Source organism: Hydrogenimonas cancrithermarum (assembly GCF_030296055.1).
GTDB lineage: Bacteria > Campylobacterota > Campylobacteria > Campylobacterales > Hydrogenimonadaceae > Hydrogenimonas > Hydrogenimonas cancrithermarum.
Genome location: NZ_AP027370.1, coordinates 1076851 through 1100846 on the forward strand (window position 1 = coordinate 1076851; position 23996 = coordinate 1100846).

Consider the following 23996-nt stretch of genomic DNA (forward strand, 5'->3'; position numbering starts at 1 on the left):
TCGCTCCATCGCATTTACGGCCGCGGCCAGGGCCAGGGCCATCCGCCGCCGTTGCCGCCTCCGCCGTTTCCACCGCCATTTCCTCCGCCATTTCCTCCGGAACCGCCGCCGCTGCCGCTGTCGACGGTCAATACGAGCGTGCGTTTCGCGCTGCGCCCCGTCCCGTCGACAACCTGGAACGTCAGCGGATAGCTTCCGGCGGTACCGGCGTTTGGCGTACCGGAAATATTATTGTCGTTATCGCCACTGAAAGAGAGCCCTCTGGGCAAGTTTCCGGTCAGCGAAATGGAGTAGTTTCCGTCACCGCCGGTCGCCGCCAGCTGTGCCGTATAAGGTATCCCCTCCGTTGCTCTCGGCAATTCGGTATTGGCGATTTCTGGATAATCGGGTTCCACGACGACCGAATACTCTTTTCTGGCGATATTGTCGTTGCTGTCGTGCAGATAGAACCGCGCGGTAAAGATGTTCTGCGTACTCGAACCGGTCGAACCCGACAGAATCGGTCTGGTGCACTGCCCCCAGGTAGCCGCACCGTTTTTCGTTCCGTCACTTTGCAAACAGGAGGAACTCACTGCCAAAGTCCCATTGCACGAGACCGAAATCCCGGGAGGAAGAGAGCCCTCCCAACACCACTCGGCATCCTCTTCCGTATCGCTGTCGCCTCCGTCGGGGTAGGGCACGCCCCCCGCAAATGAAAGCGATGCTTGATATCCGTGATTTTCATATGCTTTCGGAAGTTCGGGCGTAATGATCTCTATCTGTCCGCTTTTACACCCCATTGCGATACGAAGTTGCTGCAGCGTCATCCATTCGGCCAAATCGTCGTAAGGCTCCAATCTCGAAACCGAATCGCCCTGTGCCGTCTGGTTGTCGTCGACGTTCGGTTTGCCCTGTTTGTAAATTTTGACTTCGCTGCCGCTGCGTGCCGTCTGCATATTGTAGTTGCCGCCACCGCTGACAATGACGAACGCCACATCGCTGACATTTTCGTCACCCCCGATCCTGAGCTGCGTCGTACGGTAGTAGCAGACGTCATCGTTCATCAATGCCGAATCGGCAGTGTACAAAAGCGGTTTGTCCCAGCTGTCTCTGTTCTGCTTTACCAAAGAGGAAAACTCGGCTCCATTCGGAAGATAGCCGTGCGTCTGGGCAAAACCCGTAACCGCCTCTTTCGCCGCTGCGAGAGTCTGTTTCGTCTCGGTCACTTTCGCCCGTTTGCTCAAAATCTGCATCGTTTTGAATCCACCGCCGACCAACAGGCCGATAATGATAAGGACAATCGCCAATTCGATCAGCGTAAAGGCTCTTCTTCCCATCTCACTCTCCTATCTGCTGCAATCTTCGCAGCGCATACGCCTGCAGATCTTTTTGGGCGAACGGCATCTGCACGATACGCGCATAGATCTTTGCGGCCTCTTTTTTACGGTTCTGCATATCCAAAATTCTGGCGTAGGCATACGCGACATAGGGATCGCCGGGATTGGCCGCATATCCTGCCGAGTACCACCGAAACGCTTTCTGCATCTCTCCTTCTCTTTCGTAAAATGCACCGAGAAGAAGCATGAGCCGGCCACTTCTGTCGAGTCTGGCGAAAGGGGTGATATGCTCGATCTCGTTCCTGCGGAAACCATGCATCGCTCCCAGTGCATACGCATAGACCAGTGCATCGAGACCGTGCCGCTTTTTCATCAGTTCCCTGGCACTCACCCAGTTCCCCTGCAAGCCATAGAGATATAAAAGGTTCGACAACGCCCTTCTGTTTTCCGGCTCCGCCCCGTTGACCAGAAGTTCGTAAATTCTGACGGCCTGCGGGATATCTCCCTCCTCGAACGCCCTGTCGGCTTCTGCCGCCAGCACCATCTTTTTCCCTCTGTCAAGCGAAAAAGGGACCTTCCCGTCTCCCGGCCTCTTCTCCTCTACCGGAACCGCTTCGGATTCTTTCATCTTTCTCATCGGTTTCGACTTGACGAACGCATCGTGAAAATAGTTTTTCCGAATCATGGAAAGTATCTTTTCGAAACTCTTTGGGGTGGCGGCTCTTCCATACTCTCCCACATAGTAGCCGCCGAGCTTGATGATTCTCGTATCTTCGACGAATGGTTCGGGCAGTTTTCGGACCAGCTCTTCGGCCTTCGACTCCTTTTTGACACTGAAAAGCTGTATCGTATAGAATTTTTGGGTTTTACTTAGCGAAATCGTATGCTCTTCTGCCTGCAACAACAGAAAAAAAACCGAGAGCAGAGCGATATATTTTCCCATTATCTAACCACGTTTATTTTCAGGAGTATGACCATTTCGCGCTTTTCGAGACTCTTCTGCTCGTTTCTGAAAAGGGCTCCGACTCCGGGGATTTCATCGAGAAAAGGGACACCCTCGACGATATTTTTCTCGGTCGTGTTGATAAGCCCCCCGATGACGACGATTTCGTTGTCGTTCGAGAAAACCGTCGTGCCCGCCTCTTTCATATTGATAATCGGAGCCGTCGCCACCGTATTGCCCGCTTCATCCTTGTACTCGACGATATCCTCTATCGAAGAGTTGATCGGAACGATATTGAGCATGATACGGCCGTCGGTCATGATGACAGGCGTCACTCCGATTGCGATACCGTCGAGAACATCACGTCTGTTATAGGTGATCTGGGGAACCGCGACCGTGTTGGACCCTCCACTCGAAACGGCGGTATACTCGACCTCCTTCTCCCAAAAAGGCACCAGTTTTCCGGAAGAAAGAAGTGCCGATTGACCGTTGAGTACCTTGATTCTGGGGTTCGAGAGGGTTTCGACATCGCCGGCGTTGTGAAGGACTGAGAGAATCACGTTCCAGTTGTCGCTGGTATACTGGATCGCTCCGGCGACGGCCCCCTGAAGGCCGAGTGATTGGGAAAAGGTCAGTTTCCCGTTGTTCGCGAGATTGTCAAAGACCCTTTGCCATTCGACACCATACTGATGATTATGGTTCAGAACCACTTCGAGGATCTTCGCTTCGATGAGAATCTGTTTACCTGTTCGGTCCATGACCGATTTGACGAGCGACTCGACCTCCTCCACCCTCTTTTTGGTGTCATGTACCGTCAACACCCCGCTATAACGGTTCAGCGTGTAACGCCCCTCTTCGCTCAATGTCTTTTGTACATTCTCCTCGAGTTGCGCGTAAAAATCGTTGGCCTCTTCCGGATTGCTGTACTTCAACGTACGCTTGCCGGAAACTGCGGTTTGTCCGGAGCCCCCTCCAGAACCGCCCGAAGAGGATGAAGAAGAGCCTGTCTGTGCGGAGCCGAGAATGTCCCCTCCGAGTTCCGTCACGGAAGAGGTCTGCATATGGACATACGGAACGATAAAGGTTTTCGTCACCATCCTTTTGACATGAAGGATCGACCCCTTAAGCTCGTAGTAGCAGCCGGAGATATCCATCACCACACCGAGCGCCTCTTTCAAAGAAGCGTTTCTTAGTGTCAGCGTCACCGGCATTCCGGCGGGAACGTCCTTGTCGATGACGAGATTCAATCCCACACTTTTGCTGATGGCATAAAGAAGTTTGGAGAGTGCCACGCCTTCACCCGTGAACGAAACAGTCCGATCGGCCAGTGGGTCCAGAGGCTGGTACACGGGTGGCAGAACGAGCGGTGGCGGCGGAGACGAAACGGGTCTTTCGTTCGCCGCCGCGATCTCCTTTTTTACGGCCTGCGTCCCGTAATCCGGTGTCGTAATCTTTCGCTGCTGCTGACTACATCCTGCAAAAAGAAGAAATATTAATACTATTTGAACAATTCCAACCATTTGACAACATTCCCTTTTTTTAGTTTGACACTATCGTTCGTAATTTTCGCAATCGTGTAACCATCGACCTTTTCGCCGATTTTATAAATGCGATCATCGATGATCACATATCCACTCCCGGGAATAACCATCTGCAACGTAAGCGTACGATTTTTCGCCGAGGGCCGGTGCCTCGACGCTTTCGGCCGATAGAGATAGCGTTCGACCAACCATTTCGATTTTCCGGGTCGCGATTTCACCTTTTTGTAGATTTCATCGAACGCCTTTCTCTTTTTGGCGATTTCCGTATAGACCTTGATCTTCTGCTCGAAATCCACGTTTCTGTAAAGCTGGTACTTCGGCAAGAATGCATCGAAAGAACCGACGAAATATTCACTCACCGTCCCTATCGCCAAGGCCAGTACCAGGGGAGAGGCCAGCAGCGTCCACTCCTTAGTGCGCAGATACATTCCCGTCCCTTTCCGCGAAGAGTCGGTAAAGGCGCAACTCTCCTTCGACCATCCCCTCGCCCACATCGAACGCAAAGAAACCTATCATACCGTTTTCGAATGTATGGTTCAAGAGACGGTATAACCTTTTTTTATCTCGACGAGGTACTCCGAACCGATAGTCCATCTGGGCATTCTCTCCGTCGAAATAGATGAATCTCTCCAGTTCGAGGCCGAAAGGTGCTCTATAGGTATCGAAATATCGCAACATCTGCAGATCGTACGCTCCTGTAGATTTGATCTTTTCCACATAAGGAAAGACCTCACGTTCGAGAAAGTCGTTGATACGCTGTGTCTCTTTGATCTCTTGTATATCCCTCAAATGTTGACGATTGATCTTTTCCAGTTCGAGACGTTTGCCATCGAGCCATGTCGAAAGTGGGAGGAAAAAAGCCCCCATCGAAAAAAGCAGAAGCGCCACCCAGAACCGTCTCATCGATGCCTCCTTCTTCTGCCAACGCCGGAGACGCTCTTACGCTCCTTCTCGCCCAAATCGACTCTCATCGAAAAACGCCCCATCTTGTAATCGGTCGTGGAGATGAAACGCAACTTTTCATTCTCCTTTTTCAGTCGCTCCGCTATCCGTTCGAACGACTTTTCGAAAAGATAGAGATCGGAGAGATTCTTGAAATCCTTTTCGAAAAGGAAAGTAGCATAGGCACCCGCCGTTCCATTCCGCTTCCAGCTGCTCTTTTTTGGCGGAAGCAGTGCGATCAGTCTGTGCAAAGCGAAGTAGTCGTCGACCGGATGGTGTTTCATTACTTCCATATAGGTACCGATATAATCCCTGCTGTGAAGAAGTTTCGGCAGCGGATAGGTCTTGGCCTGCCGAACCGTTCTTTGCAGTCTGTTTTGAATCGTCTCATACGCTTCGACGGAACTTCGAAAATCGAGGGCCGAGAGAGCGAGATTGAATGAAGCATAAAGGAAAAAAAGGGCGGCACCAAGTGCCACGATACCGAGACCGGCATAGAGCTCTCCGGCCCGCAGAATTTTAGGTGGAAGAAAGTTTTTCTCTTTTGTCAGGCCCTGAACGCCGAAAAGGAAAATAGGTTCGTATCGCTCCTCCTCTTCGGAAAACCCTGCCGATGCAGGCATCAGGACAGCCGAAACCGGCAACCCCGAAAGCATAAAGACTCTTTGCGCGGCCTCTTCCCTCTCCGCCACCCCGCCGGCGAGTATCAGATGGGAATACTCCCGTTCCCGCTGATACTGCTGAATATAGAGGATCGTCTTTTCGACTTCGGAAAGTGCCCTATCCCTCTCTTCGCGTATGGGTATCACTCGTTGAAAAGTGATTTCACCCTCGGCGAGGGCAAGCACGATCACTTTGTTCTCATCGGTATAGACGGCCAGAACGTTCCCCTCAACGGCACGCTGGACGAAATTTGCGAAGGCATACTCTTCGAACGTCACAAAAGAGACGGCATAGAGTTTTTTCAAAGATTTCGTAATTTCATAAAAACGGGAGTCGTTGATGAGAAACACTCGGTAAACCGACTCTTTCGTCTCCGTATCGGTGGAGAGATGCGTAAACGTGAAAACATCGCTCGCGATCTCGGCGTGCTCTTCATCCAGCCTCTGGCGGATCAGTTGGCGAATCATCGCATCCGAAGTGACGAGCGAAGAGAGCGTCACGTCGATCTCGAGCTTCGATTCCGATGGAAGGACCAATCCGATGCTCTTCTGGGTATTCAGATATTGCACCGCGTCTTGTATCGAAGCGAAACGTTTCGTTTCGATACACGTTCCGTCCGCCTTGAACTTCCCTGCATAAAAAGTCCCCTCTTTCATATGCAGGACGGTCAGGGCCCTGACGCTTCGGTGCGACAATGTCATCATTCCCAATCCGTCACTCCTCTCTTCTATCGCATCAACGTTAGAGATGCGACCGCTATCGCGGCACTTTCGCTTCTTAGAACCAGCGGTGTTTCCATGCCATAAATCGGCCGATTTTCGAAAAGTTTTCGCTCCTCTTCGCAAAATCCCCCTTCCGCTCCGATGAGAATCGATTCGAACGGCGTTTCACACTGCAAAGACGCACCTCCGAAATCGAGTATCGCACTCTTTGGATAGGCTTCAAGATAGGAAGCGGCCGAATCGAACGTCTCGAGCGACATCATCTCGCTACGGCCACACTGCTGAGAGGAGTTGACGAGAATGCGGTGAAGGCGTTCGAAGTCCGGCTTGAAGTTTTTCTGACTTCGGTCACAGTAGACGAAAGAGATCTTCGTAACACCCATTTCGTTGAGCATCGGAAGACTCTTTTCGACCGTTTTCGGATCGACGACGCACCATCCGATATGCAGCCGTCGGCGAGGCATGACGATGCGCGCCTCCTTTTCCTCCAAAACGAGCTCCGCCTCTTTTTTCGTCACCCTGTCGATACGATAGAAATAGAGATATTCATTCGTCAGATTGCGTAAGGCGATACGTTCGCCCTCATTATGGCGGCGTACTTTGAAGATGTAGCGGTAGGCTTCGCCTTCGATCGTGATATCGGGCAAACCGGCATCGGGATGGTAAAGAAACTGCATCGGCTTTCTCCTTACGGCAGCTGTGGCACGAAGCCCCCGATCATCAGGATCCAGAGGAGCTGGAAGATGTAGTAGCGTAGAACTTTTTTTCTTGCATCCGAAAAACATTCGTTACCGGGACGCGACCGTTTTATCAGATAGTGCCGGCGTATCTCGAGCGACGAAAGGGCGACAGCCGCGACGATCATCAAAATAATCTTGACCGAAAAACCGATGTGCAGATAGGCCATCACGGCAGCCCCGGTAAAGAGAATCATACTCATCAGCGTTGTCCATGCCGTCGCCTGGATACGCAGATACTTTTTCAGTTTGCGGTCGTCTTTTTGCATCAGAATCACCACGATATTGAGAGCGATCAGAAAAGCTAGCGCAACCACTGGCCAAATGTGCAGCTGAATCATCATATTTTCCATAGTTTCCATAAGTTCGATTGTACTATAATCACTTTAAAAAAAGACCTTGACTCTCCGGATGATATATAAGGTCTTCTTAAACACTGCCGTTACGCGGTTAAAAAGGATTGGTATGGTTTCGATCACGGAAGCACTGGAGCGCATTCATGCAAATGTCAAAGCGGCGGGAACCGAAATCCTGCCTATCGAATCGGCAGTCGGATACGTCAGCGCCGAACACCTCCATGCACGATTCGATTTGCCGCGGTTCGACAACTCCGCGATGGACGGGTATGCGGTCACGATGGCGGATGCCGGGGGAATCATCGCTTCGCAACCGACCATTTTCGCCGGTGATGAGAGTGACGTAAAAGTACGTCCCGGATACGGAGTGAAGATCATGACGGGCGCCGTGATGCCCAAAGGCGCGGATGCCGTCATTCCGGTCGAGAACACGATTGAAACTGCCGAGGGCATCTCTCTTCCGGATACGATAAAACGGGGGGCACATATTCGCAAAAAGGGTGAAGACATCACGAAAGGCGAACGCATTCTCTCGGCAGGCGAAACGATTACCGCATACGCCCTCACCCAGCTTGCCAGTCAGGGTATCACCCATGTGAGGGTCTTCCAAAAACCGCGCGTTACCGTTTTCGCCACCGGCCATGAACTGCGAATGCACTACGAACCGATCGAAGCGCACCAGATCTACAACTCCAACGCCCCGATGTTCATCGCCAGATCTCTGGAGCTCGGATGCGATGCCAGATTTACGGGAGCGACTGCCGATACGATGGAGTCGATCAAAGCCCATATCGCTGCGGCACTCGATGCCGATCTCATCATCACCAGCGGCGGCGTCAGCGTAGGGGATGCCGACTTTACCAAAGAAGCGTTCGCCGAACTGGGCATGGAGACACTTTTCAGCAAGGTGGACATCAAACCGGGAAAACCGACCAGTGTCGGACGCATCGGAAAGACGTGGGTCGTCAACCTTCCAGGGAACCCCTCTGCCGCAGCCGTCAACTTCGAGATCTTCGCCCGCTCCATCATCAACCGGCTTCACGGCATGCAGGCACCCTATATCGCACCGATCGTTACCCTATGCGCTGAGAGCAAAAAGATCAAACCGGGAAAGTACAGCGTGCTGATGGGCAGATTTGACGGAGAGGGATTCGAGATTCTGGAGAAACAAGGACCGGGCATGGTCAGTCCCCTCAAAGAGGCGGACGGTCTGATCATCGTCACACCAAAGGTAGAGTGCCTCGAGAAAGGGCAGCGGGTCCGGATGATTCCGCTGCGATGCAATCAGACGGCCGAAAGCGCCGTGGAACTCTTTACTTCAGTTTAGCGATATAACCGGCGAGTGCCTCGATCTGACCGGAGGTGAGTGAACGGACCTGGCCGGCCATCAACCCTTTCATCGGGCCGCCGTAGGTGCCGTTTTTATACCCCTCCATCTTTTTGACGAGGTCGGCTTTGGACTGCCCGGCGATAATGTTGCTCTTGCCGAGCGCATGTTTTTCGCCTTTGAGGCCATGGCAGCCGGCACACTTGGTGAACAATGCGGCCGCATCGACTTTGACCTCTGTCTCTTCGGCTTTCGGCTCAACCGCTTTGGGTGCCTTTTGCGCCTCCGCCTTCACACTCTCGGAGATCGCTTCCACTTTTTTCGCAGCCTCTTCTTTCGCCACTGTGGCACTTTCGGTAACCGGTTGTGACGCAGGCGACGCCGCCGATTCTCTCTTCTCGGCCGGTTTGACAGCAGGTGCTACTGCCGCGGATTCGACCTTGGCCGAAGGTTGTGCAGCCTCATGCTGCACAGAGTCACTTTTTTTCTCTCCGCATCCGCTCATCATCACCATTGCGGCAACCGCCATCGACAATGCAATTCGTTTCATTCGTTCACTCCTTGAATTTCTGCCATCTTAGTCCTCCCGTGCTTAAAAAGGACTTCATCGATTTTAAACACCGGTGTTAAACGATATCCGGATTGAGAAACCTCTTTCCGGCCAACAGCTCCTCGAACATCTCCGGGTTGGACCACTCCGCCTTGACCCGTTCCGAGAAGACAATTCTATCGAGTTCGGTGGGGCCCATCGTGGAGTTGTAAGCATCCTCCCTCTTCGCTTTGGCGTATCCGGTTTCCGTTTCATGGACGATGACACCCTCGAGCATGACATCCGATTCACCGTTGATCATCTCGGTCTGCTGGAGTACTCTATCGACGAGAAGGAAGATCGTGCGGGCGAACTGCTCCGCCGAGGGGTTGACGGGCAGCTCCACCCAGCGCTCGCTCCACTTTTTCATATCGGCGAGATAGGCCGGATCGTCGCCGCTCCATAGCGTTATAGCATGATCGAACGCATCGATAAACTCTTTGATCATTCCCTTCGTGAGGCCGAAATCGTAGACCATCTGTCCGCGATCGAGAGAGGGTGCGGTAAAGAGAAGCTCCACCTTGTAGGAGTGTCCGTGAATGCTTCGACTGCAGCGCCTCGATGTACACTGCCGCACAATGTGTGCGTTCTCGAATTTGTAAAGCTTACGAATGAGCATGAGCCCCTCCCCAATGTTCAACGTCCAACGACCAACGACAGATTCTCATCGTTTCTCCTCTCTGTTCCACAATCGCACATGCAGCCTGTCGCTGTAGCGATAGCCGGACCGCAGGCAAAACTCTGCCACAACCGGGGCGTTCGCTTGCAGTTGCCGCACATTGTCCCCCAGCGGCATACAGTAGATCTCATTCTCGAACGGCTCGCAAATTTCGCGAATCTCCCGCTCGACCTCCTTTTCTATCGAGGTAGAGTCGAGCGTAAACTTGAAAAAAGAGTCGTTCCCCTCCTCCGCCAGGCGCCGAATGATCCCGGGAACCACTCTCTTCGCTTTGGGTTCGCCGCTATTGGAAAGCTTGACCGCCATCGCGAAGGTTACGTCACGATAGGCAGGATAGGCTTCAAACGGAGGTGCCAGCGTGGCATTGGTTTCGATCGTTACGCGAAACCCATGTTCCAACATCCATACGACCGTTTCGTAAAATATCGGATCTTCCGCATAGATCATCGGCTCTCCGCCGGTCAGAATGATATCGGGGCGATATGCAACTCTATCGACATATTGCATGACCACGCTTTGCAATGCCCCCTCATCGTCCACGCTCTTCCACATATGCTTGAAACGCTTTGTGTGTACTGCGCGTATCGTGTCGCATCCTGCAATCCTTTCCCCACCGATCTCATAGGCCCCGAAGCCCCGACATCGAAGATTGCAGCCGCCAAAACGCAAAAATATGGAAGGCACTCCGCTGTAGCGCCCCTCTCCCTGAATGGAAAAAAAGTGTTCGACCAGATAGATCATCGATGCCTCTTGGCTTTCATCTGTTTCAATCTTGAAAACTTCCTTTTATTTCACTTCCGGCTATCCGGACCATGCGGCTGCAAGTTTGCAGACCGCACGCTCGTAAATCGCCGTACGATTCAGCCTGGCCGTTCTTCCTTTGGCCCACCCGGACCATGCGGCTGCAAGTTTGCAGACCGCACGCTCGTAAATCGCCGTACGATTCAGCCTGGCCGTTCTTCCTTTGGCCCACCCGGACCATGCGGCTGCAAGTTTGCAGACCGCACGCTCGTAAATCGCCGTACGATTCAGCCTGGCCGTTCTTCCTTTGGCCCACCCGGACCATGCGGCTGCAAGTTTGCAGACCGCACGCTCGTAAATCGCCGTACGATTCAGCCTGGCCGTTCTTCCTTTGGCCCACCCGGACCATGCGGCTGCAAGTTTGCAGACCGCACGCTCGTAAATCGCCGTACGATTCAGCCTGGCCGTTCTTCCTTTGGCCCACCCGGACCATGCGGCTGCAAGTTTGCAGACCGCACGCTCGTAAATCGCTAAAAAAGGCAAGCAGTTGCCTTTTTCTTTACGCGATTTACCCACCCGTTTCGTAAAATGCACGGGTCGACTCTTCGCCGTTCTCTTCATCCCATCGGTTTTTCTCCGGCTTGTTGCGAAGTACTTCACGAAGCACCTCGCTCGCTCCTTCTATGTCACCGGCTTTGACGGCATCCCGGATACTCATAGCTTCATCAAAATAGAGGCAAGGAATTAGAAATCCCTCGGCCGTAAGACGAATACGGTTACAGCTTTCGCAAAAATCGTGTTTATGCGGATCGATGACTCCGAACTTGTAACCGTCATCCGTCAGGTAGTTGAACGCGGGACTGCTTCCCTCTCGACCCACTTTTTTTATGACATACTTCTCTTTCACCCTTTCGAGAATCTCTTTGCCGCTCAAGCCTTTCAACCCTACCTTGGCATGAACGTTCTCCATATATTCGATATAACGAATCGTCATGCCACGCGCTTTGGCGTACTCCATCACATCGACGATCTCGTCGTCGTTGATTCCCTTCAGGGGAACCATGTTGACTTTCACTTTCAAGCCAACTTCAAGTGCTTTTTCAACACCTGCGAGTACTTTGTCCAATACATCTTTCTGGGCTATTTTTGCCGCAACTTCGGGTTTGAGCGAGTCTATGGAGATGTTGATTCGCTTGAGGCCCACCTCTTTCAGCCGCTCCGCCACGTCAGCGAGGAGATACCCGTTGGTCGTAAGCGCCAGATCGATATCGGGTTTATGGTCGTGAATCATTTGAACAAAACGATCGAGATCTTCACGCAGAAGCGGTTCGCCTCCCGTGATACGGATCTTGTCGACCCCTTCGTCGATCGCGACGCGTACAAAGCTGAAAAGCTCTTCGAAGCTGAGAAGATTCTCACGCGGAACCCATGAAAACGGTTTCTCCGGCATACAGTATTGGCAACGGAAATTACATCGTTCCGTCACGGAGATTCTAAGATAATTGACCGTTCGGCCATGTCCGTCTATTAACATTGCAACTCTTTGAAGAGAAATTTACTCTTATTTTACTGCAAATACTAAAAAAGAAGTTTAATCGTAGAAAGAATCCGCAAAGCCGAAGCTCCGCGGATTATAGAAGAGGAAAAGAGTTCTTAGTGAAGCTCTTTCCAGATGCTCTGTTTCCAGAGGTAGGCGAGGAAAGCGAAGATGAAGAGATAGATCATCACTTTTTTCCCGACACTGTCGCGCTCGGCATGTTTGCTGTCGCCGACTTCCGTCAGATACTCGAGGACTTTCTCGGCGCTTTCGGCCGTTACACCGACACGCGGCATCGCGGTACCCGGAAGAAGGTTCTGTGGATTTTCCATGAATGTCTTGATGTAGTGCTCGCCGCGTGAGCGGATATACATCGAAAGATCCGGCGGAAGTTTACCCATATACTTGGTCAGGTGATCCTGATAGTCGAGTACTTTCGCATCGTAAAGAAGCTCGTCTTTTTTATACTTGAACTTCGGCTTTTCACCCATTTGCGTCCAGTTGTCGTAATGGACGGCATGACAACGTCCACACGCTGTTTCAAACGCCATTTTAGGCGTAATTTCTTCAGCCTTCGGAGCGATCGATTTCAGATAAGCTACGATATCTGCAACTTCCTGATCGATATCCCCGCCAAGACCGTAGAAAGCTGTCATAGGATGTTGTCGCCCGCCGGTAAATTTGTGTTCAACTTTCAGAGCGTGCGCAGGATTTTTAATCAGTGCTGAAAGAAACTTTTCGTCAAAAATCGCACCAGCCTCACTGAGATCCGGAGGATTGACACCAAAACTTTGTGCTGCTGCAATAGGATCCATTGGCGCGGGCATACCTTGAGATTTGACACCATGGCACCCAATACATCCAGCATTCATAAAGGTTTCGGCACCTTTGGCCGCATCACCTTTCTTGCCTGTATCTTTCAGATCGTTGTAGGCAAAGTTTTCACTCTCGACATGCGGATGCATGACAGAGTGCGCATATGGCTCGACACCCCAATAGGTCAGCAGTGTAAAGAATACGACTACCGCTAAAATTTTCAATTCTTTCATTTCAGCCCCCTCACACTGCTTTTTCTTTTTTGGTAATAAACGGTAAAAGTATCCAAAGAGCGATGAACACGACTGCCGCAACCAAACCAATTGTACTATAAATGCCCTGTGGAGGCAGTTTACCCATCACTGTCAACACGATCATATCAAGTAAAAGTACCCAAAACCATACCGCAAATATACCACGTCGACTCGCCGGTGCAACGTTCGGACTCTTATCGAGGAACGGAAGCAGGAAGAAGATAACCTGTGCAAACCCGAATGCGACAAGGCCCGGATCTTTCGGGAACGGACGCAGAATCTCGTAACTCCAGAGGAAGTACCACTCAGGATAGATGTGCGGCGGAGTTTTCAGACCGTCAGCAGGATCGAAGTTAATCGGGTCCATAGCGAAATCGAAATGCCAGAAGACAAGATAGAAGTAGAAGATCAGAAAAATACTGACGACAAACATATCTTTACTCAAGAAGTCATTCGCGAAACGGATAACTTTCGCCTCTTTCGTCTTACCTGCAAGATACTTTTTCGCTTCCTCATCAAAGTCGATCTCTTCACCGTCTTGGTTGTTGACATGCGGGATACGCAGCGTACCGAAGTGCAGACCGATCAGCGCCATGATCACAAGCGGTAGCAAAAAGACGTGAAGCATAAAAAATCGTGTCAGGAATGCCTGTCCCGGAACATAGTCACCGCGAATCCACTCGACCAGGCCATTGAGCTCCAGAGAGCCGAGGCTGAAGAGGTTGGTGATAACCATACCGGCCCAGTAGCTCATCTGTCCCCACGGTAACATATAGCCACTGAACGCCTCTGCAGAGAAGCTGACAAACAATAGCATGCCCGAAATCCAAATAAGCTCGCGCCCTTTTTTATAGGAACCGTAATAGATACCGGTAAACATGTGGATATAGATGATCAAAAAGACGACCGATGCCGCGACCGCGTGCATATGGCGCCAGAGCCACCCGAACTCCACTTCCTGCATGATCGTATAGTTGACGCTGTCGAACGCCAGATCGACGTTCGGCTGGTAATACATCAAAAGGAAAATTCCGGAAACGACCAAAATGCCGAACGTGAAGGCGAGGACCATTCCCATCGCCCAAAGGAAGTTGATGTTTTTCGGAATCCAGTACTCCTCCGCCAAGACACGCCGCAGTGTCTTGATCGCAAGACGCTGGTCGAGCCACTCTTCTAAACTGTGTGCTTTTTCAAAATGTGCCATTTATCTGCTCCTTTAGGCGATAACGCCGGCTTCTTTCATCTTTTTATACTCAGGTCCCTCTTCACCGAGAACAATCGTCGTCCCTTCTATTTTGAACGGAGGGATAACCATCGGGCTTGGTGGCGGTGGAAGGGTATTAATTCCACTTACATCGAACTCCCCTCCATGGCAGGCACATTTGAAATCATGTCTATCGGGGCGATAGGCTGGAATACATCCAAGGTGTGTACAAAGACCGATACAGACAAGAAAGTGATCCTTTCCAACAACAACATCACGTGCTGTCTCTTCTTCACTTTGTTTTGCCACCATTTCCGGGGTTTTCTTAAGGATAAAGATGGGTTTTCCGCGCCATTTTTCAACGTTAAGTACGTTGGGTTCCGCAGCGGAAAGATCCACTTTTGTAAATCCTGCCGCTTTAACGCTTGGAAGGGGGTCCCAGGTCTTCTTGGCCGCGTAAAGCGCACCAAGGCCACCAAGAGCCGCCCAACCGCCAAAGACTTTACCCATAAAGTCGCGTCGGCTGCTATCTGCCATAGCTGATCCTTTTGTAGAGATTTTAAATCAGCTTATTATAGGGCTTAAAAGGTTAATTTCTTATAAATATTACCTGAGATTATCTTTAATATAGGTCGCAACTTCTGAAGCTGCTTCTTTTCGTAGCACTTTCTTTCGATAAACCAATGTTGCGGAGAGCGCTTGCTCTATCGCATCCTTGTCGAAGGAAGAAAGTACGGGAATTCCAAGACTCTCCATCTTCGCATCCCATGCAACCGAAATGCCGCTTTTTTTAAGATAGAGAGGGTTCGAACCCGCTGCAAGCGCTTCGAGCACACTCTGCGGTGACGACGAAAGGAACCGTCCCGCATGCATCAAGACCTCATCATAGTTTTCCGAATCTTCGACGCTCTTGAATTTTCCGGCGAGTTCGCTCCCGTACTGCATGAAGAAGTAGTACCCCTCGAGCAGGGTGATATCCAACCCTTCAAAGGCGTCGGCAACTCTCAAAAGTTCCTGGTCGTAATCGTCGTCACCCCAGAAATAGATCCTCTCGTCGCCGTGATCGGTCGCTTCGAAATAGCGTGGATCGACAATATCCGCCTTTGGCGCATCCCCGATGGATTTCATGCTCGAAATCAGAATCTCGCCGGCTTCCGCAAAATCGTCCGGATTGTCGCTGATACGGATGAAACTTCGAAAATAGGTCGCCATATCCGCCCACATCGCACGACTCTCCTCTTCGGAATCGAACACCAGTGCATCGGCAGGTGTCGCGATATTGGCGATATTACGGACCACATCGACACTCACGTATTTCCTGATACCGAATTGCTCTTTGGCATATTCACCGGCCCGAAAATCGTTCGTCAGCATCGATACCTCGATGCCCATGTCGCTCAATGCATTGATGACCGGTGCGCTTCGGCGAAGCCTGTCGAGTCCGATTCTGTGACCGGTATTGATATAATAGTAGAGTTTCAAATGGATTCCTTTTTAATAACTGACGTTACGCACCCTATGCCGCCATCTGTCGAACGAGAACGGATGCAATGCAAGGCGGAGGACTTCGGGCGTAGCCGTAGCTACGTTCGGAGTTCTCCAACGAAGTCAGTGTGTGCGTTATCGTTCGACCCCATAGGGGCGGCGTTATCGCCATACGATTGCCGCGTTACGACGGCATCGGTGTAGCTTCGGCTACACCTCACCACCGTGCCTTGCACTCCCACGACGCTAAAGCCGCAGATGGTGGCATAGGGTGCGTAACGTCAGTGAATGAGAAATATTCCCCGCGAAGCGGTTCAGACTCATTTTTAGTTTTTAGTTTTTAGTTTTTCATTCCTCTCGGCCATCTTGATATAGATATGCAAAATATCGATCGCAGCCGGTGTCATACCGCTGATCTGGCTCGCCGCCTGCAACGTCGGAGGTTTGAAACGGGCCAGTTTCTCCTTGATTTCGTTGCTGAGACCGGAGATGTGTTCGAACGTCATCCCTTCGGGAATCTTCACTTCGAGCATTTCGTGCATCTTGTCGATCTGCTCTTTCTGCTTCTGGATATATTTGTCGTATTTGGCGTGAATCAGCAGCTGTTCTTTGACATCGTCAGGAAAGTCGGCCACTTCCGGGATCAGTTTTCCGAGTTTCTCCATCGTAAAATCGGCCCGGCCGACAATCAGCTTCAACGGCGTCTTATCGGTGATCTTTTCGACCCCCAACGCTTCGAGCAGCTTCAGCCCCTCTTTGCTCGGTGTCAAAAAGCGCTCTTCCATCAGCTTCAGCCCTTCGTCGATCATCTGCTTCTTCCTGAGAACTTTCGCATAGGTCGCTTCATCGATCAGCCCGAAGGCGTGGCCGTACTTCATCAGGCGCAGGTCGGCATTGTCCTCGCGCAGGATAAGGCGGTATTCCGCTCGGCTCGTAAACATACGGTAAGGCTCTTTGGTCCCTTTCGTCACCAGGTCGTCGATCAGAACCCCGATGTACGCCTCGTCGCGCCCCAGTACAAAGGGCTCACTCCCCTCTGTCGCCAGTGCCGCGTTGATACCGGCCATCAGACCCTGTGCCGCCGCCTCCTCATAGCCTGTGGTACCGTTGATCTGCCCTGCCAGATAGAGCCCTTTTATCTTTTTCGTCTCCAGCGTATGTTTCAGCTCCGTCGGATCGACATAGTCATACTCGATCGCGTAGCCGTACCGTACGATCTTGGCATTCTCCATCCCCTTGACGGAGCGGATCATCGCGAGCTGCACATCGGTCGGAAGCGAGGTGCTCATGCCGTTGATGTAGTACTCCGTCGCTTCCAGCGTCTGCGGTTCGACAAAGAGGTGGTGCCGTTCTTTGTCCCGGAAGCGGTTGATCTTGTCTTCGATGCTCGGGCAATAGCGCGGCCCCACGCCTTCGATCTGTCCCGAAAAGAGCGGCGCACGATGGAAGTTGCCTTCGATCAGCGCATGGGTCCGCTCGTTCGTATAGGCAATGAAACAGGGCAGCTGTTTTGGATGGAACGACGCACGGTCGGTACGGAAACTGAAGGGTTTCGGCGGTTCGTCGCCAGGCTGCGGTTCCATCTTCGAAAAGTCGATACTCGACCCGTCGATACGAGGGCAGGTTCCCGTTTTGAGCCGGCCGACATTCAGCCCCAGCTGCTTCAGGTTCTCCGCCAGCGCCGTCGATGCGAACTCTCCGGCCCGGCCCGCCTCCTGGGTCACCTCGCCGATATGAATGACCCCGTTAAGAAAAGTCCCTGTCGTCAAAATCACTTTCCCGCCATGGAACGTTTCGCCAAGCTCCGTCTTCACGCCGACCACTTCTCCGTTTTCGACGATCAGCTCTTCAACCATCCCCTGCAGAATGTCGAGATTCTCCGTTCCGAGGCAGACGGTACGCGCCTCGATACGATAGCGATCCATGTCGATCTGCGCACGGCTTCCGCGTACGGCCGGCCCTTTGGTTTCGTTCAGAATGCGGTACTGCAGTCCCGCCTTGTCGGTCAGAAGCCCCATCTCGCCGCCCAGCGCATCGAGCTCCTTGACCAGGTGCCCCTTCGCCAGTCCGCCGATCGCTGGATTGCAGCTCGCCGCGCCGATCTGTTCGGCCAATATCGTGATCATCAACGTTTTGAGCCCCATGCGTGCAGGCGCCAGCGACGCCTCGATCCCTGCATGCCCTCCGCCGACTACGATTACATCATATTTCATACATCCATTCCTGTCGATTTCAAATACGTTTCAACGAATATCTCCGATGAAACGGGACCGGTCGCGGTTTTCGAGAAACGGAGCGTTTGCCAAAAAAGCGAACCGTTTCCAAATCTCTGAAAAATATCGGGAGGAAACTCCGAAAAACAAGCAGCCAGTTCCCATTTCATCACAGCTCGGTGGCAACCATACAATAATGCGGGATTATAGCTTTTTGAGGTTAAAAAAGATATGATAATATCAATCTAAACCAAAAGGCGGAACGTTGCAGGGGAAAATCGTCGTCTACTCCGATCAGACCGGTATCGGAAAGATCATCACTCCCGAGCATAAAAAGTACAACTTCACAATCGACGAATGGAACGAATACGAAACCATCCCGCAGATCGGTCAAACCATCACCTTCGATCCGGAAGGCATCGATGCGAAGAACATTCTCCTCTCGTCGGCAGATGCACCGCCCCGGACACCTGCTCCCACCGTAGAGGAGCGCTTTGCGCCGCATACAAACGACGAAACACCGCTCGAAACATCGAAAGAGGAGCCGGTGGAAGAGGATTACGGGCTGGAGCCGAGTGTAGATGTCGACACTGCCATTCAACTCCATTTCAGCGATATCCAAAAGAGAATTTCAGACAACAAAGAGCTCATCAAAGAGAATCGAAAGCTCGATTTTATCCGGATGAACCGTTTTTTGACGACCGCCTACAACAATCTCATCGAGATTGACCACGGTTTCGAAAACCATGCTCTGACCGAACTCAGAATAGAGCTTCTGGAAGCCTATGAAGCCTATCAGAATTTCAAATCGAAAACCTCCTATCTCCAGAACGCCTATGAAGATGTCTTTTTGAGCAAACAGATACGCTACAAGGAGTTGCGTGCGAAACTGGAGCTCAACAAAACCCAGATTGCCAATCTCAACGAAAATGCCACCAAACGAGAGATCGAGATCAAGGAGAAGAGCGGAAAACTCGCGGCACTGGGTTCGCAAAGCGATGAGTACATCTACCTTTCCAACGAAATTAAAATATTGAAGCGGACGATGGTCGATGCGATTCACGAAGTGGCGAAACTGAACGAAGAGAATCGTCTCTATATCGATCTTCTGGACAACTTTTACAAAATGCATTATGAAAGATTCAAAGCTTCGTTCGAAGAGTTCGTCCAGACCCATGACTCCCTTCTTCGCAAGATACAGGATGTTCTGGCCTATCGATTCGACGCACTGATCTGGCAAAAAGCGAACTGCTCCAAACCGATTCAGAATTTTTTCGTCCAGGCCGGGATTGCCGACGAGTTCAGCTCCATTACCTATCTAAAATACTACCTCAAGACACTCGATGCCTCCAAACTGAACCGGCAGAACAAAGAGCTTATGGATCTACTTCAGTATCTCGAACAGCAGGCGAAAAAGAAGATCGTCTGCATCGACGACGACACGGAATTTCTCGGCATGGTCAGAGAGGTTGTGGGGGAGATCGACAGAGAGATCAAAGTGACACTGACGACACGGCCCGAAGCGACACTGCCCGATCTCAAAAACATCCAGCCCAATATTCTCATCATCAATCCCGATATGCGCAACATCCATATCGAAGCTCTCCTCGAATATGCCAGAAAAATCGTCCCCGAGATCGAAGTGGCTTTTTTTGCCAAGCGGATCAGCCGGGAACTCCTGCTTCAGGCCAAACGCTATAATGTCGCAGCCATTATTCCAAAAAGCGTTCACAAACAGGAACTTTTGGAACAGTTCAAACAATATATCGATTAGGGGAGCAACATGTTTACGGGACTGATACGGGAGATGGCCGAAGTCGTCTCTTACGAGAACAATGTTTTGACACTCAAAGCTTCCTACCGTCCGAATATCGGAGACTCCATCGCCGTCAACGGTGCCTGCCTTACGGTCGTAAAACTCGGAGAGGGAACGTTCAGTGTCGAACTGGCCGATGAAACACGTAAAGTCATCGCCATGGAAAATCTCAAAGGGAGGGTCCATATCGAACCTGCCATGCAGATGGGAGAGCGATTCGAGGGGCACATCGTTCAAGGGCATGTCGATACCGTCGGCACCGTCACGCGAATCCAAAAACGTACCAACGGCACCGATTTTTTCATCACCATTCCCGGAGAGTTCCTTCAGTACGTTATCCCAAAAGGCTCCGTCACGGTCGATGGTGTAAGCCTGACCGTCAATGAAGTGACGGACGATGGATTTCGGCTTACGATCATTCCCCATACACTCAAAGAGACACTTTTTGGAAACTACCGCATCGGTACCCGCGTCAACGTGGAAACCGACCTTTTCGCCCGCTATGTCGCCAACATTTTAGAAAAGCGGGAAACGGCGAAGCGGAGCGGATGGGATACCATCGAACGGATCCAGGCACTCTACTGATGCGCCTCTTTCTCGGAAGTTTCGCGACGGTTGAGTTTTACGACGATATCCGCCGTGATCTGCAACCCTTCTTCGAAGGCAGATGGGTCGCCCCCCAGCATCTGCACATGACATGGTTCTTTCTCGGAGAAAGAGAGTCACCCGAAAAAATTGTCGATGCCCTTCAGCCGCTCAAAACCATCGGCAGACGGCCCCTCGCCATTCAAGGGTTTGGAATGTTCGGCAAGCCGGACCCGAAAATCTTCTACCTCAAAACTTCTACGAAGGCGCTGCTTCCGATCTATCGCCGTATCGAAGAGCTGCTCGGAGAAAGAGTCCGAAGCCCCTTTCGCGCCCATGTGACACTGGCCCGTATAAAACGTTTTCGCTCGTTCGGATTCAGACATCTGGAGCGCCCATGGATGAGTGAACCGCTCGGGACCATCGAACCGACGATCCGTCTCGTCGAAAGCCGGCTCACCCCTTCCGGCCCTGTCTACATTCCCCTGGAGACGTTCTGACATGAAAAATCTGCTGAGTATCCCTATCCCGAAAGTTGGAGAGTTTTTCGAAACGCTTCTTTGCAATGCACACGTGACGATCGAAACGATCGTCAGCAGCGATACACCTGAACCGAAACTCTACAAGCAGCCTCACGATGAAGCGGTTCTTCTGATCGAAGGGGAAGCGGCGTTGGAAATAAACGGAAAAACCATCCTTTTGAAAGCCGGAGATTTCCTTCATATTCCCGCCCATACGCCGCACAAAGTTTCAAAAACGAAAAACGGAACCCGCTGGCTCGCGATTCATTCAAAGGAGCCGCTGTGCTGACCCCCAAGGCGGCCGCACTCAAATACAATGCCGACATACAAAACGCACCCAAAGTGGTGGCGGCCGGCCGAGGGAAGATCGCACAGAAGATTCTCGAAAAAGCGAAAGCCTTCGATGTGCCACTTTTTCAGAACGAAGCCCTCGCGGAAGCGCTTCTACAACAAGAGGTCGGTACGGAGATCGATCCGCAACTCTTTCAGGCGGTTGCGGAAGTCTTTATCTGGCTTCTGGAAAGCGAAGAGAACGCCGAACTCTCCAAATAGATTTTACGCACCGCATCCGGAATTGTCACACTCCTTGAACTTTTCGACCTGATAAACGAAAATCTGCGGATGATACGCCAGGCAGTTTTGCGGTAGCCCCGCTTTGAGACACAGGTGGGCGAAAAAGTGGTCGAAATCGTTCAGCTCTTCCCACACCTGCGGCAAGAAAGTCGCTTGGCGGCCATCAAGCTGCAAAATCACGCCATCGACACCGGGACGGATTTTACGACGCAAATCATCGATATCGTCATACTCCAACGAATGCGGTACCGTTAGAAGGGAAACTTCGATATCGACCTTTTCGAACTCTTCCGGTGTCAATGGAGAAAAGCGTGGATCGTCGAACGCCGCCGCTTTGGCATTGGCGACCAAATCGTCTATCAGACGGCGATGCGGAATGATCGATCCGATGCAGCCGCGAAGGTTGCCGTTGATCGTCAATGTCACAAACGTAGCCTGCTCTTTCGCCAATTCCGGGAATTGAGCAACCAACGCCTCTTTGTCCACTTCCGGCGTCAAGCCGAATGACGCGGCAATCGATTGGCGCGCGATTTTAAGTAAAAGCTCTCCCATATGAGCCTCCTTGTATAAGCTTTATTGAGCATTATACCATATTTTAAGATTTATTTAAAATCTTTGTCTCGCAGCGAGGCGGCGTTTGGATTGCGCTCTTTTTTGAGTTGCATGTCGATGGAATCGAGAGGAAGTTTCGAAGAAGGTGATGCGATCGTTCCACTTCGCACACCCGTTTTTGGGGGTTCGTAAACGTAAAGCCCATTTTCGACCATTCCCATGCGAACCGGTGTCGCCGACGAATAGGTCGTAACGACAGCATCCTTCTTTAGATGCTTCACAAGGTCGGCAAAATACTCTTTGGTCCAAAGCAGCGGGTTTTTTTTGGGGCTGAACGCATCCTGGTAGGCGATGTCGAATTTCAGATCGGTCGTTTTTAGAAAATCTCGGGCATCGCCGAAGACGACATCCACACGGACTTTCTCGTCATCGTAGTATCCGTGTGCCGCAATCGCGTCGACCACCCGTTTGAATGGCTGCAGCGCCTCGGGATAGGGAAAATCGACAAGCGAATGCACCAGCGCTTCGTCGAATTCCGGTGAGACGATACGAAGTTTACAGCGAAGATCGTGTTGCCGGGCGTAATAGAGCGTCGTCAATGTATTGTACCCCAACCCGAAGCAGATATCGAGAATCGTCAGCTCTTTTTTGGAAGTATCGATCAGAGAAAAAGCTGGCTCGATATGCTTTTTGAGCGACTCCTGCAGCGCCCCGTCACGCGTCGAGTGATAGCACTCGTCGAACCGTTCCGAGCGACAGGTATAACTGCCGTCTTCGGTTTCAATCAACTGTTTAGCCATAAATATCCTGCACCCGAAAATTAAAGCAAGTGTGGTTTGTCTTCACATGATCTCTCTGGGAGAATTTCGGCATCGGCATATCGTCAATAACTCGCTTCATGAAGCTCTTTGAACTTGAACCCTTCCATCACTTCATCGAGGTCCGCTCCCTCTCTGGCGACGAGTACGAAAATATTCTCCTCGACCATTGGCCAGATCGGCTCGCCCTGCTTGGCAACGATGGCATAGTCGACGAAATCGTCGATCTCCTCCCGCGTATCGTAGAAGTCGATCTTTTTCACCTCTCCTTCGTCGAATGTAATGAGCCCCCACACCGCAGCACTCTCCATCGCGACGAGTTTCGCGTTTTCGGGATCTTTGCTGTCAAGCGGCAGTTCGATCAGCATGTCGCTCCTTTCAGTTTTTCGGGGTCGAGTTTCAGCTCTTCGTTGTGCATGATGCCGATGCCTCGATCGAGTACCCCTTTGGCAATCGCTTTGGCTTCGTCGAGAGAGTGCATTTTACAGCTCCCACACTGGTAGATGTTAAGCTCCGGGATATCCGCCATACTCTGCACGTTCAGCACATCTCGCATCGCCGCCTCCCACGCTTTGGCGACACGTATCTCCTCCGGCTCGCCGATGAGACTCATATAAAAGCCCGTACGGCACCCCATCGGAGAGATATCGATGATCTCGACATCTTCGCTGTTCAAGTGGTCACGCATGAAACCGGCAAAAAGATGCTCGAGCGTGTGAATCCCTTTTTCGCTCATCATCTCTTTGTTGGGACGGCAGAATCGCAGATCGAAAACGGTGATGGTATCACCGCACGGTGTCTTCATCGTTTTCGCTTTGCGTACGGCAGGTGCCGGCATAATCGTGTGATCGACGGTAAAGCTCTCGAGTAGCGGCATGGTATAGACCTTTTTTCTTTGCAGTGTACATCAAAAAGGGTTAGGAAAAAATTGAAAGGAAAAAGTTATAAAGAAGTCGAAGGGTTTACGAAAGATGACCTGGTGTCTTGATGATATCCAACGGTTTAATTGTGTGTAGACCTGCTCCTCGAACGAACTCTACATCGATCTATCCCAAGGAGCTTGGCT

The 23996-nt window shown here is 51.5% G+C and carries 28 protein-coding genes; 6 read left to right on the top strand and 22 right to left on the bottom strand.

Annotated elements, in window-relative coordinates; all coding sequences use genetic code 11:
- Positions 1-14 precede the first annotated feature (14 nt).
- From QUD54_RS05490 to QUD54_RS05525, 8 genes are read right to left on the bottom strand one after another with little or no spacing between them, the layout of a single operon-like run.
- Positions 15-1316 carry a putative Ig domain-containing protein gene (locus QUD54_RS05490; RefSeq protein WP_286337947.1) on the bottom strand — a complete coding sequence of 434 codons (1302 nt, stop codon included), beginning with the start codon at positions 1314-1316 and terminating at the stop codon, positions 15-17.
- A gap of 1 nt (position 1317) precedes the next feature.
- Entirely contained in the window at positions 1318-2259 is a 942-nt protein-coding gene (locus tag QUD54_RS05495) for a tetratricopeptide repeat protein (RefSeq protein WP_286337948.1), read from the bottom strand.
- The gene (locus tag QUD54_RS05500; protein WP_286337949.1) at positions 2259-3779 is read right to left on the bottom strand and encodes a secretin N-terminal domain-containing protein; all 1521 of its coding nucleotides are present in this window, start codon (positions 3777-3779) and stop codon (positions 2259-2261) included. The genes QUD54_RS05495 and QUD54_RS05500 overlap by 1 nt, the downstream gene beginning before the upstream one ends.
- Positions 3758-4228, bottom strand: a complete 471-nt coding sequence (locus tag QUD54_RS05505; RefSeq protein ID WP_286337950.1) for a hypothetical protein — start codon at positions 4226-4228, stop codon at positions 3758-3760. The genes QUD54_RS05500 and QUD54_RS05505 overlap by 22 nt, the downstream gene beginning before the upstream one ends.
- On the bottom strand, positions 4212-4703 hold the full coding sequence (locus QUD54_RS05510) for a hypothetical protein (protein ID WP_286337951.1): 492 nt from the start codon (positions 4701-4703) through the stop codon (positions 4212-4214). The genes QUD54_RS05505 and QUD54_RS05510 overlap by 17 nt, the downstream gene beginning before the upstream one ends.
- A complete protein-coding gene (locus QUD54_RS05515) occupies positions 4700-6109 on the bottom strand; it encodes a hypothetical protein (RefSeq protein ID WP_286337952.1) in 1410 nt (469 codons plus the stop codon). Before QUD54_RS05515 ends, QUD54_RS05510 begins: the two co-directional genes overlap by 4 nt.
- Positions 6110-6132: 23 nt before the next feature.
- Positions 6133-6804, bottom strand: coding sequence for a 16S rRNA (uracil(1498)-N(3))-methyltransferase (locus tag QUD54_RS05520; protein ID WP_286337953.1), 672 nt, complete (start codon positions 6802-6804; stop codon positions 6133-6135).
- Between the two features lie 11 nt (positions 6805-6815).
- Positions 6816-7226: a hypothetical protein gene (locus QUD54_RS05525; RefSeq protein ID WP_286337954.1), complete on the bottom strand. Its 411-nt coding sequence runs from the start codon at positions 7224-7226 to the stop codon at positions 6816-6818.
- A 103-nt stretch (positions 7227-7329) separates the two neighbouring features.
- Here QUD54_RS05525 and QUD54_RS05530 point away from each other — a divergent pair, with 103 nt between their 5' ends.
- Positions 7330-8547, top strand: coding sequence for a molybdopterin molybdotransferase MoeA (locus QUD54_RS05530; protein WP_286337955.1), 1218 nt, complete (start codon positions 7330-7332; stop codon positions 8545-8547).
- Here QUD54_RS05530 and QUD54_RS05535 read toward each other — a convergent pair.
- From QUD54_RS05535 to mnmG, 10 genes are all read right to left on the bottom strand, one after another.
- On the bottom strand, positions 8534-9097 hold the full coding sequence (locus QUD54_RS05535; protein WP_286337956.1) for a c-type cytochrome: 564 nt from the start codon (positions 9095-9097) through the stop codon (positions 8534-8536). The two genes, QUD54_RS05530 and QUD54_RS05535, sit on opposite strands and share 14 nt — an antisense overlap.
- 76 nt (positions 9098-9173) lie before the next feature.
- The gene (locus QUD54_RS05540; protein WP_286337957.1) at positions 9174-9755 is read right to left on the bottom strand and encodes a 6-pyruvoyl trahydropterin synthase family protein; all 582 of its coding nucleotides are present in this window, start codon (positions 9753-9755) and stop codon (positions 9174-9176) included.
- A 45-nt stretch (positions 9756-9800) separates the two neighbouring features.
- A complete protein-coding gene (locus tag QUD54_RS05545; RefSeq protein WP_286337958.1) occupies positions 9801-10556 on the bottom strand; it encodes a 7-carboxy-7-deazaguanine synthase QueE in 756 nt (251 codons plus the stop codon).
- A gap of 60 nt (positions 10557-10616) precedes the next feature.
- Positions 10617-11099: a hypothetical protein gene (locus tag QUD54_RS05550; RefSeq protein ID WP_286337959.1), complete on the bottom strand. Its 483-nt coding sequence runs from the start codon at positions 11097-11099 to the stop codon at positions 10617-10619.
- A gap of 25 nt (positions 11100-11124) precedes the next feature.
- Complete coding sequence (gene moaA / locus QUD54_RS05555) at positions 11125-12090, bottom strand: GTP 3',8-cyclase MoaA (protein ID WP_286337960.1); 966 nt, start codon at positions 12088-12090, stop codon at positions 11125-11127.
- A 119-nt stretch (positions 12091-12209) separates the two neighbouring features.
- Positions 12210-13142: a c-type cytochrome gene (locus tag QUD54_RS05560; RefSeq protein WP_286337961.1), complete on the bottom strand. Its 933-nt coding sequence runs from the start codon at positions 13140-13142 to the stop codon at positions 12210-12212.
- 10 nt (positions 13143-13152) lie between these two features.
- A complete protein-coding gene (locus QUD54_RS05565) occupies positions 13153-14367 on the bottom strand; it encodes a cytochrome b (RefSeq protein WP_286337962.1) in 1215 nt (404 codons plus the stop codon).
- A 12-nt stretch (positions 14368-14379) separates the two neighbouring features.
- The gene (gene petA / locus QUD54_RS05570) at positions 14380-14904 is read right to left on the bottom strand and encodes a ubiquinol-cytochrome c reductase iron-sulfur subunit (RefSeq protein WP_286337963.1); all 525 of its coding nucleotides are present in this window, start codon (positions 14902-14904) and stop codon (positions 14380-14382) included.
- A 69-nt stretch (positions 14905-14973) separates the two neighbouring features.
- Positions 14974-15849, bottom strand: a complete 876-nt coding sequence (locus QUD54_RS05575) for a hypothetical protein (RefSeq protein ID WP_286337964.1) — start codon at positions 15847-15849, stop codon at positions 14974-14976.
- A gap of 329 nt (positions 15850-16178) precedes the next feature.
- Positions 16179-18065, bottom strand: coding sequence for a tRNA uridine-5-carboxymethylaminomethyl(34) synthesis enzyme MnmG (gene mnmG, locus QUD54_RS05580; RefSeq protein WP_286337965.1), 1887 nt, complete (start codon positions 18063-18065; stop codon positions 16179-16181).
- Positions 18066-18330: 265 nt separating this feature from the next.
- Here mnmG and QUD54_RS05585 point away from each other — a divergent pair, with 265 nt between their 5' ends.
- Genes QUD54_RS05585 through QUD54_RS05605 form a run of 5 tightly spaced genes read left to right on the top strand, consistent with a single transcriptional unit; the run spans position 18331 to position 21539 of the window.
- A complete protein-coding gene (locus tag QUD54_RS05585; RefSeq protein ID WP_286337966.1) occupies positions 18331-19839 on the top strand; it encodes a hypothetical protein in 1509 nt (502 codons plus the stop codon).
- Between the two features lie 9 nt (positions 19840-19848).
- On the top strand, positions 19849-20466 hold the full coding sequence (gene ribE / locus QUD54_RS05590; RefSeq protein ID WP_286337967.1) for a riboflavin synthase: 618 nt from the start codon (positions 19849-19851) through the stop codon (positions 20464-20466).
- Positions 20466-20966, top strand: a complete 501-nt coding sequence (gene thpR / locus QUD54_RS05595) for an RNA 2',3'-cyclic phosphodiesterase (RefSeq protein WP_286337968.1) — start codon at positions 20466-20468, stop codon at positions 20964-20966. Before ribE ends, thpR begins: the two co-directional genes overlap by 1 nt.
- Before the next feature lies 1 nt (position 20967).
- Positions 20968-21276: a cupin domain-containing protein gene (locus tag QUD54_RS05600; RefSeq protein ID WP_286337969.1), complete on the top strand. Its 309-nt coding sequence runs from the start codon at positions 20968-20970 to the stop codon at positions 21274-21276.
- Positions 21270-21539 carry an EscU/YscU/HrcU family type III secretion system export apparatus switch protein gene (locus QUD54_RS05605; RefSeq protein WP_286337970.1) on the top strand — a complete coding sequence of 90 codons (270 nt, stop codon included), beginning with the start codon at positions 21270-21272 and terminating at the stop codon, positions 21537-21539. Before QUD54_RS05600 ends, QUD54_RS05605 begins: the two co-directional genes overlap by 7 nt.
- Positions 21540-21542: 3 nt before the next feature.
- Here QUD54_RS05605 and amrA read toward each other — a convergent pair whose 3' ends face one another.
- The 4 genes from amrA to luxS all read right to left on the bottom strand — a co-directional run bounded on the left by amrA (position 21543) and on the right by luxS (position 23807).
- Positions 21543-22112 carry an AmmeMemoRadiSam system protein A gene (amrA, locus tag QUD54_RS05610; protein WP_286337971.1) on the bottom strand — a complete coding sequence of 190 codons (570 nt, stop codon included), beginning with the start codon at positions 22110-22112 and terminating at the stop codon, positions 21543-21545.
- A gap of 50 nt (positions 22113-22162) precedes the next feature.
- On the bottom strand, positions 22163-22912 hold the full coding sequence (locus tag QUD54_RS05615) for a tRNA (5-methylaminomethyl-2-thiouridine)(34)-methyltransferase MnmD (protein ID WP_286337972.1): 750 nt from the start codon (positions 22910-22912) through the stop codon (positions 22163-22165).
- An 83-nt stretch (positions 22913-22995) separates the two neighbouring features.
- Positions 22996-23298, bottom strand: a complete 303-nt coding sequence (locus QUD54_RS05620) for a hypothetical protein (protein WP_286337973.1) — start codon at positions 23296-23298, stop codon at positions 22996-22998.
- Complete coding sequence (luxS, locus tag QUD54_RS05625) at positions 23292-23807, bottom strand: S-ribosylhomocysteine lyase (RefSeq protein WP_286337974.1); 516 nt, start codon at positions 23805-23807, stop codon at positions 23292-23294. Before luxS ends, QUD54_RS05620 begins: the two co-directional genes overlap by 7 nt.
- Positions 23808-23996 lie beyond the last annotated feature (189 nt).